Here is a 17808-nt window from a genome sequence, read left to right on the forward strand (position 1 = left end):
ATGAAAAAAATAGCTTTAGTGAAATGGAGTATTGATAGAACAGATGGAGGACTGAAAGTAGCCACTAATCTTGCTAATGAATTATCAGCTATGTATGAAGTTCATCTTCTCTCGATGATTTCTACAGAAAAAAATTTCTTCTCGCTAAAACAGTCAGTTCGATATCAAAATTTGTCAGCAAAGAAAATATCCATGAGTAAAAATTTTCTCAATGCGATTAAGTTGCTGAGAAACTATTTGCAAGAACAAAGTATTGATATTGCTTTTGGAATCGGAATGAGTATGAATACAGTTGGTGTAGCAAGCACATTTGGGTTGAAAACAAAATTTGTTTCATGTGACCATACAAATTCTATAGTAGATATTGATACTAAAGTTAAGAAAATACAAAGATGTGTTGGAGCGAAATTTGCAGACAAGCTCATAACTCTTACGCAAGAAGATCGTGAAAATTATATAAAAAGATACGGTATTCCTGAGGAAAAAATTTGCTATATCTATAATTGGAAAGAGAATCTGCTTTCGGATTTAACCTATAACATAGACTCTACTAAAATAGTTACTGTAGGTCGTTTTGATTATCAAAAGGGTTATGATTATCTTGTTCAAGTTGCTAAGAAAGTACTGAAAGAAAAGACTGACTGGACTTGGGAAATTTATGGTTCTGGTAATCAAGATGAGGTAGATAAAATCAGGGATTTAATCATCAAAAATGATTTGCAAGATAAGTTAGTCATAAAAGGACTCGAAAAAAATCAGGATGTGATTTATGGAGATAAAGGAATTTATGTCATGACTTCTCGTTATGAAGGATTACCCTTGGTATTGTTAGAAGCTCAACAATATAATCTTCCTATTATTAGCTTCAGGTGTCCAACGGGACCTAATGAGATTGTTGAAGATGGGGTCAATGGTTATCTAATTGATTGTTATGATACTGATAAGATGAGTGAGAGACTACTTGAATTGATGGAAAATTCGAACTTGCGAACTTCCTTCGCCAATCATGCCAAGGATAATATGAATAAATTTGATAAAGGTAAAATAATTCAACAGTGGATTGATTTAATTGAGGAAATGACTGGAGGGAATAATTTTGAAACCTAAAATGTTAATTTGTATAACTAGTTTAACAGGTGGAGGCGCTGAAAAATCACTTGTTAACTTTGTTCAAGAATTTGAAAGTATGTTTGAAATTAGCATTCTAGTATATACGGAAAAAAATAATTTTTATGGCTCAAAATTAAGTCATTTAAGGATTGATTATTTTATTAGAAAGAATACACCAGTTATTATTGAAAAAATAGTAAATAAGCTTGTTAAGTTATTGCCACCGTCATTTGTGAATAGATGGATTATACAGAGAAGTATTTTTAAAAATGAAAAATTTGATTATGAATTTGCATATATAGAAGGAAAACCAACAAAAATCATAGCGGGATCATCGAATAAAGACAGCTTAAAACTGGCTTATATCCATTGCGATTTCTCAAAAAATTGGTATTCAAAACGATCGTTTAAAAATTTTAAAGAAGAATTGACTTGTTATCAAAAGTTTAATTCAATCTTAGCTGTTTCTACTCCACAAAAAGAATCCTTTGAAGAGATTTTCCCGAAGACAAGTTTGGAAGTAATCCCTAATTTACTTAATGTTGATGAAATTCAAAATTTAAGTAAAGAGGAAATAGAATTAGAAAATATTCCTTATTTTTGTGCGATAGGAAGATTAGAACTTGTTAAAAATTTTGAATTATTAATAAATGCTTTTCATCTATTCAGAAAAAAGTATTCACAATATCATTTAATTATTTTGGGAGATGGTAGTTTATATGATCATTTAAAGAATCAAATTAATAATCTAGGAGAGAGCCAATATATAAAATTATTAGGTTTTCAATCTAATCCATATAAATATATAAAGAATAGTGTGGGGTTAATTCAAAGTTCAGTATCAGAGTCTTTTAGTTATGTATTAGCAGAAGCAGCTGTTTTAGGCATTCCTAGTATTTCAACAAAAACTCAAGGTTCTGAGGTCATGGCAGAATATTTCGAAGTAATCCAGGTAGAGCATACGAGTAACGAATTAGCAAAAGGGCTAGAGAAAGTCATTGCGAATAACTTTGCTAATGTTCATTTTAATTTTAATGAAGAAGCTTATTACAAATTTTTAGAGATATTTAAGAAAGGAAGTGGAAGTTTTGAAATTCGAAGAGAAATATAACACATTGTTCAATATCATTTTTTCTCTGTTAACAATATTGTATCTACTGAAATTTGTAAATATTGACAGAATTGATGGAATTTCTATTGTAATCTTTATATGTATATTATTCCTGTTTATGATGCATAGTCTTAAGTATGGAATAAATGGATTAAAACTAACTTCCTTAATACTGCTTTTTTTAACATTTATTTTAAATCTTTTTAATGGTTTTACATTTCTAGAAATACCGTACTTCTTCTTATTATATACAATTATATTAAAAGATAATAAAAAATTTTTCAAAATACATTTTATTACACTTACAGTATTCGTGTTAACAATTATATTATTGTCCCATTTTGGCTATATTAGTAATTTTGTAATATATAGATCAAATGGTGGTATTAGGAATAGTTTAGGTTTTGTACACCCGAATTCATTAGGGTTAATGATTTATTCATTAACGGTTTGTAGTTTAAATCTTTTTGAAATAAAACGATTTAAAACCTTCTTTTATTTATTTTTATTGTTGATGAATTTATGGGTATTACAGTTAGCAGACTCTAGAACTTCAGGATATATAAGTATTTTAGTAATTCTCCTTTGTTACTTTTTTGATAAAATGGGTAAGTTAAATAGACCGTTAAATAGTTTTTTTATTAATTTAGCCATTACTATGTCTGTTTTGTTTATAACTTTAATGTCAATTAATTTTGAAGCCAATAGCATTTTTCAATTTTTAAATAAATTGTTCACTAATCGAATTTTTAGTAGTTATATATTTTTTAGAGAATATGGGATTAGTTTATTTGGCAAAAGAATTGATGCAATTGTCTCATTAGTTCAAGGAAAAGTCATAATTGACAGTGGTTATATAGGGTTGCTATTACAGAAAGGAATTATTTTTTTTGTATTATTTTTGATATTTATTTTTTCTAGAATAAAGGAATACTCATTTACACTAAGAGAAAGTATTCTACTGATTAGTGTATTTATTTCTCTAATGTTTGAGAGCTATGGTTACACCGTATTTCTATTTCCAATATTATTTTTTGATTATTTAGGAAAAAGGAAGGAAAGTATTAATGAATAAAATTACCGTATTTACACCAACTTTTAATAGAGGGTATTTAATGAATAAGTTGTTTCATTCATTAAACAGTCAAACAAATAAACATTTTGAATGGCTTATTGTAGATGATGGTTCCATAGATCAGACAGGTGAGCTTGTTGAAACATTTAAGGAACAGGCAGATTTTGAAATACGATATTTTTATCAACAAAATGGGGGTAAGCATAGAGCAATTAATCATGGTTTGGATTTAGCTAGGGGGGAGCTATTCTTCATCGTTGATTCCGATGATTCATTGACAGATGATGCTATTGAGAAAATTTTTAATAACTATTCTGGAATTGCCTTTGATAACAGTTTTGCAGGTATAGCATTTAATAGAGGTTTCTCTAAAAAAAGAATAGTTGGAGAGACCTTTGAAGGTACATATATAGATTGTGACAATTTACATCGAGCTAAACATAATATTTTAGGGGATAAGGCAGAAGTATATCGAACAGATATTTTGAAGAGTATTAAGTTTCCAGAGATAGATGGAGAAAACTTTATGAGTGAAGTTGTCTTATGGAATGAAGTTGCAAGAAGAGGTTATAAATTACGTTGGTTTAATGACATAATTTATTTTTGTGACTATTTAGAAGACGGATTAACTAAAAATAGTGAAAAAATTTTATTTAATAACCCAGTTGCACATCAAATGATGACCAAGGAATTGTTACAAATTGATTTTACATTAAAGAGAAAATTTGGGATGATCTATAACTATCATAAAATTAGAAACCAAAGTATTAAGCAAACCGCTATTAATCTTGAACAGCCTCTAATTTTAGTATATATGGTAGTAATGATGGCTAGAATTAGAAAAATTGTTAAGAGGGTGAAAAATGAGTAGTTTATATTATATTCATGAAGAGTTTGGTAGTGATTCAACGGCAGCTACAAAAGCACCAAATGATTTACAGAAAATATTTCAAGACTGTAAATTTAAACCATTAGTAACATTAAAAAAAAATAGTAAGATAGTAAGAATATTTGATTATGCGTTTAAACTTCTGTTGTGTCTTATTAGAATTAGAAGTAATGATATTGTGATATTTCAATTTCCTTTTGCTACTCATGGGAAACTAAAAAATTTTTTAATGAAATTACTACAATATAAAAAAGCTAAAATGATCTTTTTAATGAACGATTTAGAGTCGTTAAGGTATTCGGGCAATAAAAAAAATCTAATTTCTAAGGAACAGTATATTAAAAATGCTGATGTGATTATTTGTCATAACCAACGAATGAAGGAGTTTTTAATAGAAAATAAGATTGACGGCGAAAAAATAGTTGTACTTGGTATTTTTGATTATTTACTGGATAATTTTAATAAAGAAAAAGCATCTTTTGATAAAACAGTTGTAATTGCAGGGAACCTTTCACCCCAAAAAAGTGGTTATTTAACTGAGTTATTAAAAAATGAAAATAGAATAAAATTTAATTTATATGGACCTAATTTTACTTCATCGACTAACAATAATGATTATGTATCATATAAAGGAAGTTTTTCGCCTGAAAAAATTCCTTTTGTACTTGAAGGTGATTTTGGATTAGTTTGGGATGGCGATTCTATATTAACTTGTTCAGGGATTACTGGGGAGTATTTAAAATACAATAATCCTCATAAAGTGTCGTTATTTATAGCTTCAAAAATACCGGTTATTGTTTGGAAACAATCTGCCTTGAGTGATTTTGTTAAAGAAAATAATATTGGAATTGTAGTAAATGATTTAATTGAAATGCAAGAGATTATTACTAATATGTCGGAAGAACAATATGTACTTTTAAAGGAAAATATTGAAAGATTATCTGAAAAAGTTAGAGAAGGATTTTACACAAGTAATGCTATTGATAAAAGTATAAATTACTTAGAGAAGATAAGAATTAAATAACTATTGGAGGAAACTAAGATTGAAAAAAGAAGAATATAATTTTTTAAAAGTACTCACAATATTATTAGTAGTATTAGGACATAGCACGTATTATGTTATTAAGACAAATTTTGGTGGGATTGATTATCATCATTATATAAATAACAATCATTCACTTATAGTAATAAAGGTTTTGAATGTATTAACAGAAATTATCTATTATTTCCATATGCCATTATTTATGGCTATATCTGGGGCATTTTTTAGAATTCAAGTTGAAAAAAATAAGTGGCAGAGTCTTTTCACTTTATTCAAAAATAAATTTAAAAGACTACTAATCCCCTTTCTTGTTTTTACAATCTTATATACGCTTCCTGTAAAATATATTTCAAATTATTTTGAACAAACGAGTATTTTGAATGCCATTCTTGGGCAACTATTTTTATTTGGAAATACTCATCTGTGGTATTTATTCGCATTGTTCATTATTTTTATGATTGCATACTTTGTCTTGAGAAGAGATACGGGAGTTGGGATGTTACTATTCCTATTTGTACTTCATTTAATAAGTTATAAAATTAATGTTCCTTTAATAAAAAGTTCGTTTCAATTTTTATTTTATTTTGCGATTGGCTTTAAATTTGAACAAAAAAGGGAGGTATACAACCATTTATTGAATCATACCAAGAAATTTGTATATTTCCTCTTAATCGGATTTGTTTTGTTAATTTTCATGAATTTGGGTATTAAAAGATACTCAATTATTCTTTCAAAGGTATTTGTAGAAATTTTAGCAGTGTATGGGAGTTTAGTAACTTATACCATTGCTTATTATTTAACAATAAACACGAAATGGATGAATACCAGAATATACCAGCTTATTTTAGTCAATGGTCTAGGAATTTATATTTTTTCGGATACTCTTAATTATTTGATATTAAAGTGGGGCTTTGTTGTTGCTGAGGATTTAATGATTACACCTCATGGAATTATTTTAATGGTAATTTTTCGATTTTTGGTAACATTAATTTTAAGCTTGCTGATTACTTTAGCATTTAAAAAACTACTTCCGAAGTATAAATGGTTAGTGAATTAAAAAATTTTATAGAGCGTAAAGGAGAAAAAATGGGTATTAAAAAGTTTCTTAAAAAGAGTCGTCTGACCAAAGGAATTTATCAACAATTACAAAGAAAAAAGAATCAATATCGCTTAGAAAAAAAATTTAAATATACAGGGAAATTTATTGATCGTAAAAAAGATAGTAAAGATTTATGTATCATATTAGCGGGGTATAAAGAATTTTTATATGACGATGTGCTAGGAAGAGTAAAGGAATTTGCACCAGAATCAATGGATATTTGTGTTCTATCTTCTGGGATCTATTCAGAAAAACTAAACCAAATTTGTGAAGAAAATAATTGGTCTTATTTGAGTACGGAGCAGAACAATATATCTTTAATTCAAAACGTAGCTATTAATCTACATCCTCAAGCACAATATATTTATAAAATTGATGAAGATATTTTTATTACAGAACATTATTTTGAAAATTTAAAAGAAGCATATATTCTAGCACAAGAAGGGGATTATGCACCTGGTGTAGTAGCACCACTCATTCCGGTTAATGGTTATGGACATAAAAGAATCTTACAAAAATTAGGCTTGGAAGATGTTTATTATGAAAAATTTGGAGAAAAATCGAAATTTATAGCTGGACAGCCTCGTTTTATAGAGAGTAATCCAGAAGTAGCGAAGTTTTTCTGGGGCGATGGAGAAGTAATTCCGACCATAGATACATTGAATGCACAATTTTCAAAAGAAGAGAAAAAAGTGAATCCGTGTGCAATTCGCTTCAGTATCGGTGCAATTTTATTTGAGAGAAGCTTATGGGAATTGATGGATCATTTTAATGTTGAATTTGAGGGAGCTGGACTTGGAGTGGATGAAGTCCAAATTTGTAATTTTTGCATCTTAAATTCAAAACCATTGATGGTCAGTGAAAATGTGGTTGTGGGACATTTATCGTTTGGTCCTCAGAATAAGGCTATGTTCGAGTATTATAAAGAACATCCAGAAAAATTTTCTATTTAGATGAGGGATAATATGACAGGTTATAAAGTTAAATCCATCAGATATAATTTTATAATGAATTTTATTTTGACTGTTTCAAATTTTATCTTTCCGTTGATAACTTTTCCCTATGTTTCTAGAGTACTTCAGGTCGAGGCGAATGGTACTGTAGCATACGTATCATCTATTGTATCTTATTTTATGATGATTGCTTCACTTGGTATTCCAACGTATGGTATACGTGCTGCAGCAAAAGTACGTGATGATAAAAGAAAATTATCTACCATTGTCCAAGAACTATTGATTATTAATGTAATTCTTGTATTTGTAGTACTCATTGCATATTTTATAATGTTGTTCACTTTACCGTCAATGTACATCTATAAAGAATTATTTTATATCAATGCAATAGGAATACTATTAAATGTTATAGGAGTTGGTTGGTTTTTTCAAGCAATTGAACAATATGATTATATTACTTTTAGATCGATTTTCTTCAGACTTTTGTCATTAGCTATGATTTTCTTACTTATCCATAGTCCTGAGGATTATATTATGTATGCAGGAGTTTCTGTTTTTGCTAGTGTGGGATCAAATATTTTAAATTTTAAACGATTATTTAAATATATATCATTTAAAAAGACAGAAACTTATCATTTTAAACCACATATAAAGCCGATTTTGATTTTATTTGCTCAGACATTGGTAGTGTCGATTTATACGAATCTTGATACCGTTATGCTAGGAAGTATGAAAGGAACATATGATGTAGGATTATATACCGCAGCGACAAAACTAAAGGGGATTCTCTTGAGTGTTGTTACTTCATTAGGAAATGTTTTGCTTCCAAGAATGTCCTATTATGCTAATAATCAAATGAAGGATCGTTTTTTGGAAATCATGACAAAAGCTTTGAACTTTACGTTATTCTTATCGCTTCCATTGTCAGTATTCTTTATTTCAGTATCAAAGGAAAGTATTTTGCTACTTGCTGGGGAGGGATATTTGGGTGCTGTTATAGGAATGCAATTTTTAATGTTTGCAGTTATTCCTAATGCACTTACGGGTGTATTAGGTATTCAAGTATTAACACCTTTAGAAAAAGAAAAGTACGTATTACTTTCAGTGACTTCAGGAGCGTTAATAGATTTACTACTAAACTTCATTTTAATTCCATCTTATGGTGTAAGTGGAGCAGCGTTTGCCACTATGATTGCTGAATTCGTTGTTTTATGTGTTCAGATTTACTATACGAGAGATTTACTCTTTAAAATAATACATCAAATAGTTGGGATACGCTATCTATTTACTGTAGGTATAAGTACTTTAGGAATGATTCTTGCAAAGAACTTACAACTAAGTTATTTTTGGTTATTATGTGTGGAAGGAATTATTTTCTTCGGAAGTTATGCTGTGATTCTAGTATTATTAAAGGATGATTTCATTATTAATTTTCTTGAAAATTTTTATAAAAAATTAAAGAAAGTTTAACTAATTATTTTTGAAAATGTAATTTTAAAGGAGAATAAAATGTACGATTATTTAATCGTTGGTGCTGGATTGTCAGGTGCAATCTTTGCTTATGAAGCAACCAAGCGTGGAAAAAAAGTCAAAGTTATTGATAAACGTGACCACATTGGTGGGAATATCTATTGTGAGAATGTAGAAGGTGTTAATGTTCATAAATACGGTGCACATATCTTCCATACTTCTAACAAGAAAGTCTGGGATTATGTTAATCAATTTGCTGAGTTTAACAACTATATCAACTCGCCTGTAGCTAATTACAAGGGCAGTCTTTATAATCTACCTTTCAATATGAATACTTTCTATGCTATGTGGGGGACAAAAACTCCTCAAGAGGTCAAAGATAAGATTGCTGAGCAAACGGCTCACATGAAAGACGTTGAACCTAAAAACTTGGAAGAACAAGCTATCAAGTTGATCGGTCCAGATATTTATGAAAAGTTGATTAAGGGATATACTGAAAAGCAATGGGGACGTTCTGCGACTGACCTTCCACCGTTTATCATCAAACGTCTACCAGTTCGTTTGACTTTTGATAATAACTACTTCAATGACCGTTACCAAGGAATTCCAATCGGTGGCTATAATGTCATTATCGAAAATATGCTGAAGGATGTAGAAGTAGAACTTGGAGTTGACTTTTTTGCCAATCGTCAAGAATTAGAAGCTTCAGCTGAAAAAGTTGTCTTTACAGGGATGATTGACCAATATTTCGATTACAAACATGGTGAGTTGGAATACCGTAGTCTTCGTTTTGAGCATGAAGTTCTAGATGAGGAAAATTATCAAGGAAACGCTGTTGTTAACTATACAGAACGTGAAATTCCTTATACTCGCATTATTGAGCATAAACACTTTGAGTATGGTACACAAGAAAAGACAGTTATTACCCGCGAATACCCAGCTGACTGGAAACGTGGAGATGAACCTTATTATCCAATCAATGATGAGAGAAACAATGCTATGTTTGCTAAATATCAAGAAGAAGCAGCAACAAATGATAAGGTTATTTTCTGTGGTCGTTTAGCAGATTATAAATACTATGACATGCATGTAGTCATTGAACGTGCACTTAGTGTAGTAACAGAAGAGTTTGGTTACTGAAACTTGCATTTTTAACAATTTGATTATTGTACATCAACAAAGAAAGGTACCCCACTATGAAAGGTATTATTCTCGCGGGTGGTTCAGGAACTCGCTTGTATCCTTTGACTCGAGCTGCATCAAAACAACTGATGCCGGTTTATGATAAACCGATGATTTACTACCCACTTTCAACATTGATGTTGGCTGGGATTAGAGATATTTTGATTATCTCAACTCCACAGGATTTGTATCGATTCAAAGAACTTCTTCAAGATGGCTCTGAGTTTGGGATTCAATTGTCTTATGCAGAGCAACCGAGTCCAGATGGTTTGGCACAAGCCTTTATCATTGGGGAAGAGTTTATTTCTGATGATAGTGTTGCTCTGATCTTAGGTGACAATATCTATCACGGTCCTGGCCTTTCGAAGATGCTACAAAAGGCCGCAAGTAAGGAGTCAGGAGCGACTGTTTTTGGTTACCATGTGAGGGATCCAGAACGCTTTGGCGTTGTTGAGTTTGACAAGGATATGAACGCTATTTCTATCGAAGAAAAGCCAGAACATCCTCGTTCAAATTATGCAGTTACAGGCCTCTATTTCTATGACAATGATGTAGTAGAAATTGCTAAAAGTATTAAACCAAGCCCGCGTGGTGAATTGGAAATTACAGATGTCAACAAGGCTTACCTAAATCGTGGAGATTTATCGGTTGAGGTTATGGGACGTGGCTTTGCTTGGTTGGATACTGGCACTCATGAAAGTTTACTAGAGGCTTCACAGTACATCGAAACAGTCCAACGGATGCAAAATGTTCAGGTGGCAAACTTGGAAGAAATTGCTTACCGTATGGGCTATATCAGTCGCGAAGATGTATTGGCCTTAGCCCAACCACTTAAGAAAAATGAATACGGGCAGTATCTGCTCCGTTTGATTGGAGAAGCATAGATGACAGATAATTTTTTCGGTAAGACGCTTGCGGCACACAAGGTTGATGCAATTCCAGGTATGTTGGAGTTTGATATCCCTGTTCATGGTGATAATCGTGGCTGGTTTAAAGAAAATTTCCAAAAGGAAAAAATGCTCCCACTTGGATTTCCAGAGTCTTTCTTTGCAGAAGGAAAATTGCAAAACAACGTATCCTTCTCACGTAAAAATGTTCTCCGTGGCCTCCACGCAGAATCTTGGGATAAGTACATCTCTGTAGCAGATGGTGGGAAAGTTCTGGGTTCTTGGGTTGATCTACGCGAGGGCGAAACTTTCGGAAATACCTATCAAACAGTAATTGATGCAAGTAAGGGAATCTTTGTTCCTAGAGGTGTGGCCAATGGTTTCCAAGTCCTATCAGATACAGTTTCTTATAGTTATCTGGTCAATGATTACTGGGCTCTTGAACTCAAACCCAAGTATGCCTTTGTGAATTACGCTGATCCAAGCCTTGGTATTGAATGGGAAAATCTTGCAGAAGCAGAGGTTTCAGAAGCAGATAAAAATCATCCACTACTTAAGGATGTAAAACCTTTGAAAAAAGAGGATTTGTAAAAAGGAAAGAATATGACTGAATACAAAAATATTATCGTGACAGGTGGAGCTGGTTTTATCGGTTCTAACTTTGTCCATTATGTTTACGAGAACTTTCCAGATGTTCACGTGACAGTATTAGACAAGTTGACTTATGCTGGGAACCGTGCTAATATTGAGGAAATTTTAGGTAATCGTGTTGAGTTAGTTGTTGGTGATATTGCGGATGCAGAGGTGGTAGACAAGTTGGCTGCTCAAGCAGATGCTATCGTTCATTATGCAGCGGAAAGCCACAATGACAATTCGCTGAATGATCCATCACCGTTTATACATACTAACTTTATCGGAACCTATACTCTTTTGGAAGCAGTTCGCAAATATAATATTCGCTTCCACCATGTGTCTACAGATGAAGTTTATGGTGATCTTCCTCTTCGTGAGGATTTGCCAGGAAATGGTGAAGGTCCAGGTGAGAAATTTACTGCTGATACCAAATACAATCCTAGCTCTCCATACTCATCAACCAAGGCCGCTTCAGACTTGATTGTAAAAGCCTGGGTACGATCATTTGGTGTTAAGGCAACGATTTCTAACTGTTCAAATAACTACGGTCCTTATCAACACATTGAAAAATTCATCCCACGTCAGATTACCAACATCCTAAGTGGAATTAAGCCAAAACTTTACGGTGAAGGTAAGAACGTTCGTGACTGGATTCATACAAATGATCATTCTTCAGGAGTTTGGACAATCTTGACAAAAGGTCAAATCGGTGAAACCTACTTGATTGGAGCTGATGGGGAGAAGAACAACAAGGAAGTTTTGGAACTTATCCTTAAGGAAATGGGACAACCTGCGGATGCCTATGATCATGTGACTGACCGTGCAGGACATGACCTTCGTTATGCGATTGATGCAAGTAAACTCCGTGATGAATTAGGTTGGAGACCAGAATTTACTAACTTTGAAGCTGGACTTAAGGAAACAATCAAGTGGTATGCAGATAATCAAGAATGGTGGAAAGCAGAGAAAGAAGCTGTTGAAGCCAATTATGCTAAGACTCAGGAGATTATTACATTATAAAAAGCAGGAAATAACTGCTTTTTATTGCTATATTGGAAAGAGTTACATATTAGAAAGGGCTATAGATGATTTTAATTACAGGAGCAAAAGGCCAATTAGGAACTGAACTTCGTTATTTATTGGATGAGCGTAATGAAGAATACGTAGCAGTAGATGTGACTGAGATGGACATTACCAATGAAGAAATGGTTGAGAAAGTTTTTGAAGAGGTGAAACCAACTTTAGTCTACCACTGTGCTGCCTACACCGCTGTTGATGCAGCAGAGGATGAAGGAAAAGAATTGGACTATGCCATCAATGTTACGGGGACAGAAAATGTCGCCAAAGCATCTGAAAAGCATGGTGCAACTCTAGTTTATATTTCCACCGACTATGTCTTTGACGGTAAGAAACCAGTTGGACAAGAGTGGGAAGTTGATGACCGACCAGATCCACAGACAGAATATGGACGCACTAAGCGTATGGGGGAAGAGTTAGTTGAGAAGCATGTGTCTAATTTCTATATTATCCGTACTGCCTGGGTATTTGGAAATTATGGCAAAAATTTCGTTTTTACCATGCAAAATCTTGCGAAAAATCATAAGACTTTAACAGTTGTAAATGACCAGCACGGTCGTCCGACTTGGACTCGTACCTTGGCTGAGTTCATGACCTACCTGGCTGAAAACCGCAAGGAATTTGGTTATTATCATTTGTCAAATGATGCTACAGAAGACACAACTTGGTATGATTTTGCAGTTGAAATTTTGAAAGATACAGATGTGGAAATCAAGCCAGTAGATTCAAGTAAATTTCCAGCAAAAGCTAAACGTCCGCTAAACTCAACAATGAGCCTTTCTAAAGCTAAAGCTACTGGATTTGTCATTCCAACCTGGCAAGATGCCTTGAAAGAATTTTACAAACAAGAAGTAAGATAAGCAATAGAATGATTTTTCTAGTCTAATAAAAGAGGCAGATAATAAACTCCAAAGGAGCTTAAGATGTACGATTATCTTATTGTCGGAGCTGGATTGTCAGGTGCAATCTTTGCTCATGAAGCAACAAAACAAGGAAAAAAAGTAAAAGTAATAGATAAACGTGACCACATTGGTGGGAACATCTATTGTGAGAACGTTGACGGAATCAATGTCCATAAGTATGGTGCCCATATCTTCCATACCTCTAATAAAAAAGTTTGGGACTATGTCAATCAATTCGCTGAGTTTAACAACTATGTCAACTCACCTGTCGCAAACTACAAAGGAAGTCTTTATAATCTTCCTTTCAATATGAATACCTTCTATGCGATGTGGGGCACAAAAACTCCACAGGAAGTAAAAGATAAGATTGCTGATCAAACGGCTCATATGAAGGACGTTGAACCTAAAAACTTGGAAGAATAGGCTATCAAGTTGATCGGTCCAGATATTTATGAAAAGTTGATTAAAGGATACACTGAAAAGCAATGGGGACGTTCTGCGACTGACCTTCCACCGTTTATCATCAAACGTCTACCAGTTCGTTTGACTTTTGATAATAACTACTTCAATGACCGTTACCAAGGAATTCCAATCGGTGGCTATAATGTTATCATCGAAAATATGTTGAAGGATGTAGAAGTAGAACTTGGAGTTGACTTTTTTGCCAATCGTCAGGAATTAGAAGCTTCTGCTGAAAAAGTTGTCTTTACAGGGATGATTGACCAATACTTCAATTATAAACATGGTGAGCTAGAATACCGTAGTCTTCGTTTTGAGCATGAAGTTCTAGATGAGGAAAATTATCAAGGAAACGCTGTTGTTAACTATACAGAACGTGAAATTCCTTATACTCGCATTATTGAGCATAAACACTTTGAGTATGGTACACAAGATAAAACGGTTATTACTCGAGAATACCCAGCTGATTGGAAACGTGGAGATGAACCTTATTATCCAATCAATGATGAGAGAAACAATGGCATATTTGCTAAATATCAAGAAGAAGCAGCAACAAATGACAAGGTTATCTTCTGTGGTCGTCTTGCAGATTATAAATATTATGATATGCACGTAGTAATCGAAAGAGCTCTTAATGTAGTAAGAGAGGAATTAGGTAATAATGACTAAAAATAGAATAAACTGGATAGATTTTGGGAAAGGGTTTGCAATATTTCTAGTAGTCATAGGTCATGTATTTACTGGTTTATTTGATTCTGGGAAATTTACAAGTGATGCCAAATGGTTATCCATAGTTATTGCATTTATATATATATTCCATATTCCAGTATTCTTTGCTTTATCAGGATATTTTTTCAAATCTGTAGAGAATTTTAAAGAGTATTATTATTATCTGAAGAAGAAAACGATAGTATTAGGATTACCGTATATATTTTATTCTATAATTCATTATGTATTACAGAAAATAGCGGGAGGATCGGTACGTGTTCCCACTACATTGTTTAATTTGATAAATATTTATAAAGAACCATTAGGAGTTGTATGGTATTTGTATACATTATGGGCACTATATTTAGTATACGGATTTTTATCAATATTTATAAAGAATAAAAACTATCTTTTTATGATTAGTATACTCGGATATATAATTACATTAGTATATATGTCAGAAATATTTTTTATAAAAAAAGTTTTAGCATGGGGAGTAATTTTCATGCTGGGTTCTGTATTAAAAACAATTAAATTTAATGATATTAGATTTAGAAACATAATTCTACTAGGAATCATACTTAATATCGTATATATTTATATGATGTATATTTTATTTAATGTAGATGGTAAAATAATAACGGACTATAACTATCCTAGATGGTGGATTATTGGATACACAGGTAATGTTATCTTATCATTTATAATTTTTCCAAAAATAGAAAAAATATCCCAAAATATTTTTAGGTATTTTAGTAAATATGGGAAAATTAGTATAGGGATTCTAATTTTCCATTCACCAATTTGTAGTATGATTCGGATTCTAATGTTAAAAATGGGAATTGGTCCTGTTTTTCTCCATATTGTTATTGGTATTGTCTTGGGCTGGTATTTATCAATACTTGCAACCAATGTATTGAAGAAAATTCCATTATTGAATATTGTTTTACTACCACAGAGATATATTAAACTAAAATAAAAATTCCTCGACTACCTAATGTAGTTGAGGTTTTTTGATAATATTCATATTTTTGCAACCGTATTGTTTAAAAAATAAGTTTCTAAAATTCAGAAAATTCTATTGACAGGACTTTAAAAAGGGTCTATAATGAATAAAAAAACAAAGGAGAAGACTATGAAAACAAGAAAAGTATTGGCTCTTGCGGGAGTGACTTTATTAGCAGCAGGTGTCTTAGCTGCTTGTTCAGGGGGCTCAGGCGCTAAAGGTGAGCAGACCTTTGCCTTTACATACGAGAAAGATCCTGATAATCTTAATTATTTAACAACTGGCAAAGCTTCAACATCTGATATTACTAGTAATGTTATTGACGGATTGCTTGAAAATGACCGCTATGGGAATTTGGTACCATCACTTGCAGAGGATTGGTCTGTCTCTAAGGATGGCTTGACTTATACCTATAAGATCCGTCAGGATGCCAAGTGGTATACATCTGAGGGAGAAGAGTATGCTCCTGTTAAGGCTCAGGACTTTGTGACAGGTCTTAAATATGCAACAGATAAGAAAGCAGAAGCCCTTTACTTGGTACAGGATTCAATCAAAGGACTAGATGCCTATGCTAAAGGGGAAATCAAAGATTTTTCTCAAGTCGGGATTAAAGCCCTTGATGATCAAACAGTCCAATACACTTTGAACAAACCTGAAAGCTTTTGGAATTCTAAAACAACCATGGGTGTGCTTGCGCCAGTCAATGAAGAGTTTTTGAACTCAAAAGGGGATGATTTTGCCAAAGCTACGGATCCAAGTAGTATCTTGTACAATGGTCCCTATTTGTTGAAATCTATTGTGACCAAATCCTCTGTTGAATTTGCGAAAAATCCGAACTACTGGGATAAAGACAATGTGCATATTGACAAAGTTAAATTGTCATTCTGGGATGGTCAAGATACTAGTAAACCAGCAGAAAACTTTAAAGATGGTAGCCTTACAGCAGCTCGTCTCTATCCAACAAGTGCAAGTTTTGCAGAACTTGAAAAAGAGCTGAAAGACAATATTGTCTATACTCAACAAGACTCTGTTACGTATCTAGTTGGTACAAATATTGACCGCCAATCTTATAAATACACATCTAAGACCAGCGAAGAACAAAAGGCATCTACTAAAAAAGCTCTCTTAAACAAGGATTTCCGTCAGGCTATTGCTTTCGGATTTGACCGTACAGCCTATGCCTCTCAGTTGAATGGAGAAACTGGAGCAAGCAAAATCTTACGTAATCTCTTTGTTCCACCAACATTTGTTCAAGCAGATGGTAAAAACTTTGGCGATATGGTCAAAGAGAAATTGGTCACTTATGGGGATGAATGGAAGGATGTTAATCTTGCAGATTCTCAGGATGGCCTTTACAATCCAGAGAAAGCCAAGGCTGAATTTGCTAAAGCTAAATCAGCCTTACAATCAGAAGGAGTCCAATTCCCAATTCACCTAGATATGCCTGTTGACCAAACAGCAACTACAAAAGTTCAGCGCGTGCAATCTATGAAACAATCCTTGGAAGCGACTTTAGGAACTGATAATGTCATTATTGATATTCAACAACTACAAAAAGATGAAGTAAACAATATTACATATTTTGCTGAAAATGCTGCTGGAGAAGACTGGGATTTATCAGATAATGTCGGTTGGGGTCCTGACTTTGCCGATCCATCAACCTACCTTGATATTATCAAACCATCTGTAGGAGAAAGTACTAAAACATATTTAGGGTTTGACTCAGGGAAAGATAATGTAGCTGCTAAAAAAGTAGGTCTATATGACTACGAAAAATTGGTTACAGAAGCTGGTGATGAGGCTACAGATGTTTCTAAACGATATGATAAATACGCTGCGGCCCAAGCTTGGTTGACAGATAGTGCTTTGATTATTCCAACTACATCTCGTACAGGGCGTCCAATCTTGTCTAAGATGGTACCATTTACAATACCATTTGCATTGTCAGGAAACAAAGGGACAAGTGAACCACTCTTGTATAAATACCTTGAACTTCAAGACAAGGCAGTCACTGCAGATGAATACCAAAAAGCCCAAGATAAATGGATGAAAGAAAAAGAAGAATCCAATAAAAAAGCGCAAGAAGAACTTGCAAAACATGTGAAATAAAGGTAAAGGAGTTGGTTTGCGGCCGACTCCTTTATATTCTTCGAAAATCTATTCAAACCACGTCAGCGTCGTCTTGCCGTACTCAAGTATAGCCTG

General features: G+C 32.9%; 15 protein-coding genes and 1 pseudogene. All 16 read left to right on the forward strand.

Going from position 1 to position 17808, the window contains the following annotated elements; genetic code table 11:
- The 16 genes and pseudogenes from QM424_RS05240 (at position 1) to QM424_RS05315 (ending at position 17712) form a co-directional block, all read left to right on the forward strand.
- A complete protein-coding gene (locus QM424_RS05240) occupies positions 1 to 1107 on the forward strand; it encodes a glycosyltransferase family 4 protein (protein WP_414393406.1) in 1107 nt (368 codons plus the stop codon).
- Positions 1097 to 2221, forward strand: coding sequence for a glycosyltransferase (locus QM424_RS05245; RefSeq protein WP_414393408.1), 1125 nt, complete (start codon positions 1097 to 1099; stop codon positions 2219 to 2221). The genes QM424_RS05240 and QM424_RS05245 overlap by 11 nt, the downstream gene beginning before the upstream one ends.
- A 430-nt stretch (positions 2222 to 2651) precedes the next feature.
- On the forward strand, positions 2652 to 3296 hold the full coding sequence (locus tag QM424_RS05250) for a hypothetical protein (RefSeq protein WP_414393410.1): 645 nt from the start codon (positions 2652 to 2654) through the stop codon (positions 3294 to 3296).
- Positions 3289 to 4167: a glycosyltransferase family 2 protein gene (locus QM424_RS05255; protein ID WP_414393412.1), complete on the forward strand. Its 879-nt coding sequence runs from the start codon at positions 3289 to 3291 to the stop codon at positions 4165 to 4167. Before QM424_RS05250 ends, QM424_RS05255 begins: the two co-directional genes overlap by 8 nt.
- Positions 4160 to 5209 (forward strand): glycosyltransferase, encoded by a 1050-nt coding sequence (locus QM424_RS05260; RefSeq protein WP_261066401.1) that lies wholly within the window; start codon positions 4160 to 4162, stop codon positions 5207 to 5209. Before QM424_RS05255 ends, QM424_RS05260 begins: the two co-directional genes overlap by 8 nt.
- Positions 5210 to 5228: 19 nt before the next feature.
- On the forward strand, positions 5229 to 6284 hold the full coding sequence (locus tag QM424_RS05265; protein WP_414393415.1) for an acyltransferase family protein: 1056 nt from the start codon (positions 5229 to 5231) through the stop codon (positions 6282 to 6284).
- Positions 6269 to 7279 carry a hypothetical protein gene (locus tag QM424_RS05270; RefSeq protein WP_414393417.1) on the forward strand — a complete coding sequence of 337 codons (1011 nt, stop codon included), beginning with the start codon at positions 6269 to 6271 and terminating at the stop codon, positions 7277 to 7279. The genes QM424_RS05265 and QM424_RS05270 overlap by 16 nt, the downstream gene beginning before the upstream one ends.
- A gap of 12 nt (positions 7280 to 7291) precedes the next feature.
- Complete coding sequence (locus QM424_RS05275) at positions 7292 to 8749, forward strand: flippase (RefSeq protein WP_414393419.1); 1458 nt, start codon at positions 7292 to 7294, stop codon at positions 8747 to 8749.
- Between the two features lie 39 nt (positions 8750 to 8788).
- Entirely contained in the window at positions 8789 to 9889 is a 1101-nt protein-coding gene (glf, locus tag QM424_RS05280; RefSeq protein ID WP_414393421.1) for a UDP-galactopyranose mutase, read from the forward strand.
- 56 nt (positions 9890 to 9945) lie between these two features.
- A complete protein-coding gene (gene rfbA / locus QM424_RS05285) occupies positions 9946 to 10815 on the forward strand; it encodes a glucose-1-phosphate thymidylyltransferase RfbA (protein WP_414393423.1) in 870 nt (289 codons plus the stop codon).
- Entirely contained in the window at positions 10816 to 11409 is a 594-nt protein-coding gene (locus QM424_RS05290) for a dTDP-4-dehydrorhamnose 3,5-epimerase family protein (RefSeq protein WP_414393425.1), read from the forward strand.
- 12 nt (positions 11410 to 11421) lie between these two features.
- On the forward strand, positions 11422 to 12471 hold the full coding sequence (rfbB, locus tag QM424_RS05295; RefSeq protein ID WP_414393428.1) for a dTDP-glucose 4,6-dehydratase: 1050 nt from the start codon (positions 11422 to 11424) through the stop codon (positions 12469 to 12471).
- Between the two features lie 65 nt (positions 12472 to 12536).
- Positions 12537 to 13388 carry a dTDP-4-dehydrorhamnose reductase gene (gene rfbD / locus QM424_RS05300; RefSeq protein WP_414393430.1) on the forward strand — a complete coding sequence of 284 codons (852 nt, stop codon included), beginning with the start codon at positions 12537 to 12539 and terminating at the stop codon, positions 13386 to 13388.
- A 63-nt stretch (positions 13389 to 13451) separates the two neighbouring features.
- Positions 13452 to 14558, forward strand: a pseudogene (gene glf, locus QM424_RS05305) (UDP-galactopyranose mutase).
- Positions 14551 to 15576 carry an acyltransferase family protein gene (locus tag QM424_RS05310; protein ID WP_414393433.1) on the forward strand — a complete coding sequence of 342 codons (1026 nt, stop codon included), beginning with the start codon at positions 14551 to 14553 and terminating at the stop codon, positions 15574 to 15576. The pseudogene glf (QM424_RS05305) and the gene QM424_RS05310 overlap by 8 nt, the downstream one beginning before the upstream one ends.
- 156 nt (positions 15577 to 15732) lie before the next feature.
- Positions 15733 to 17712 (forward strand): peptide ABC transporter substrate-binding protein, encoded by a 1980-nt coding sequence (locus QM424_RS05315; protein WP_414393435.1) that lies wholly within the window; start codon positions 15733 to 15735, stop codon positions 17710 to 17712.
- The last annotated feature ends 96 nt before the right edge of the window (positions 17713 to 17808 follow it).

The sequence above is a fragment of the Streptococcus mitis genome, assembly GCF_047464945.1.
Taxonomy (GTDB): domain Bacteria; phylum Bacillota; class Bacilli; order Lactobacillales; family Streptococcaceae; genus Streptococcus; species Streptococcus mitis_EA.

Coding starts and splice junctions, on each gene's coding strand:
- glf (WP_414393421.1), top strand. CDS start 8,789: ATGTACGATTATTTAATCGTTGGTGCTGGATTGTCAGGTGCAATCTTT.
- rfbA (WP_414393423.1), top strand. CDS start 9,946: ATGAAAGGTATTATTCTCGCGGGTGGTTCAGGAACTCGCTTGTATCCT.
- QM424_RS05240 (WP_414393406.1), top strand. CDS start 1: ATGAAAAAAATAGCTTTAGTGAAATGGAGTATTGATAGAACAGATGGA.
- QM424_RS05310 (WP_414393433.1), top strand. CDS start 14,551: ATGACTAAAAATAGAATAAACTGGATAGATTTTGGGAAAGGGTTTGCA.
- rfbD (WP_414393430.1), top strand. CDS start 12,537: ATGATTTTAATTACAGGAGCAAAAGGCCAATTAGGAACTGAACTTCGT.
- QM424_RS05290 (WP_414393425.1), top strand. CDS start 10,816: ATGACAGATAATTTTTTCGGTAAGACGCTTGCGGCACACAAGGTTGAT.
- QM424_RS05260 (WP_261066401.1), top strand. CDS start 4,160: ATGAGTAGTTTATATTATATTCATGAAGAGTTTGGTAGTGATTCAACG.
- rfbB (WP_414393428.1), top strand. CDS start 11,422: ATGACTGAATACAAAAATATTATCGTGACAGGTGGAGCTGGTTTTATC.
- QM424_RS05275 (WP_414393419.1), top strand. CDS start 7,292: ATGACAGGTTATAAAGTTAAATCCATCAGATATAATTTTATAATGAAT.
- QM424_RS05255 (WP_414393412.1), top strand. CDS start 3,289: ATGAATAAAATTACCGTATTTACACCAACTTTTAATAGAGGGTATTTA.
- QM424_RS05270 (WP_414393417.1), top strand. CDS start 6,269: ATGGTTAGTGAATTAAAAAATTTTATAGAGCGTAAAGGAGAAAAAATG.
- QM424_RS05250 (WP_414393410.1), top strand. CDS start 2,652: ATGATTTATTCATTAACGGTTTGTAGTTTAAATCTTTTTGAAATAAAA.
- QM424_RS05315 (WP_414393435.1), top strand. CDS start 15,733: ATGAAAACAAGAAAAGTATTGGCTCTTGCGGGAGTGACTTTATTAGCA.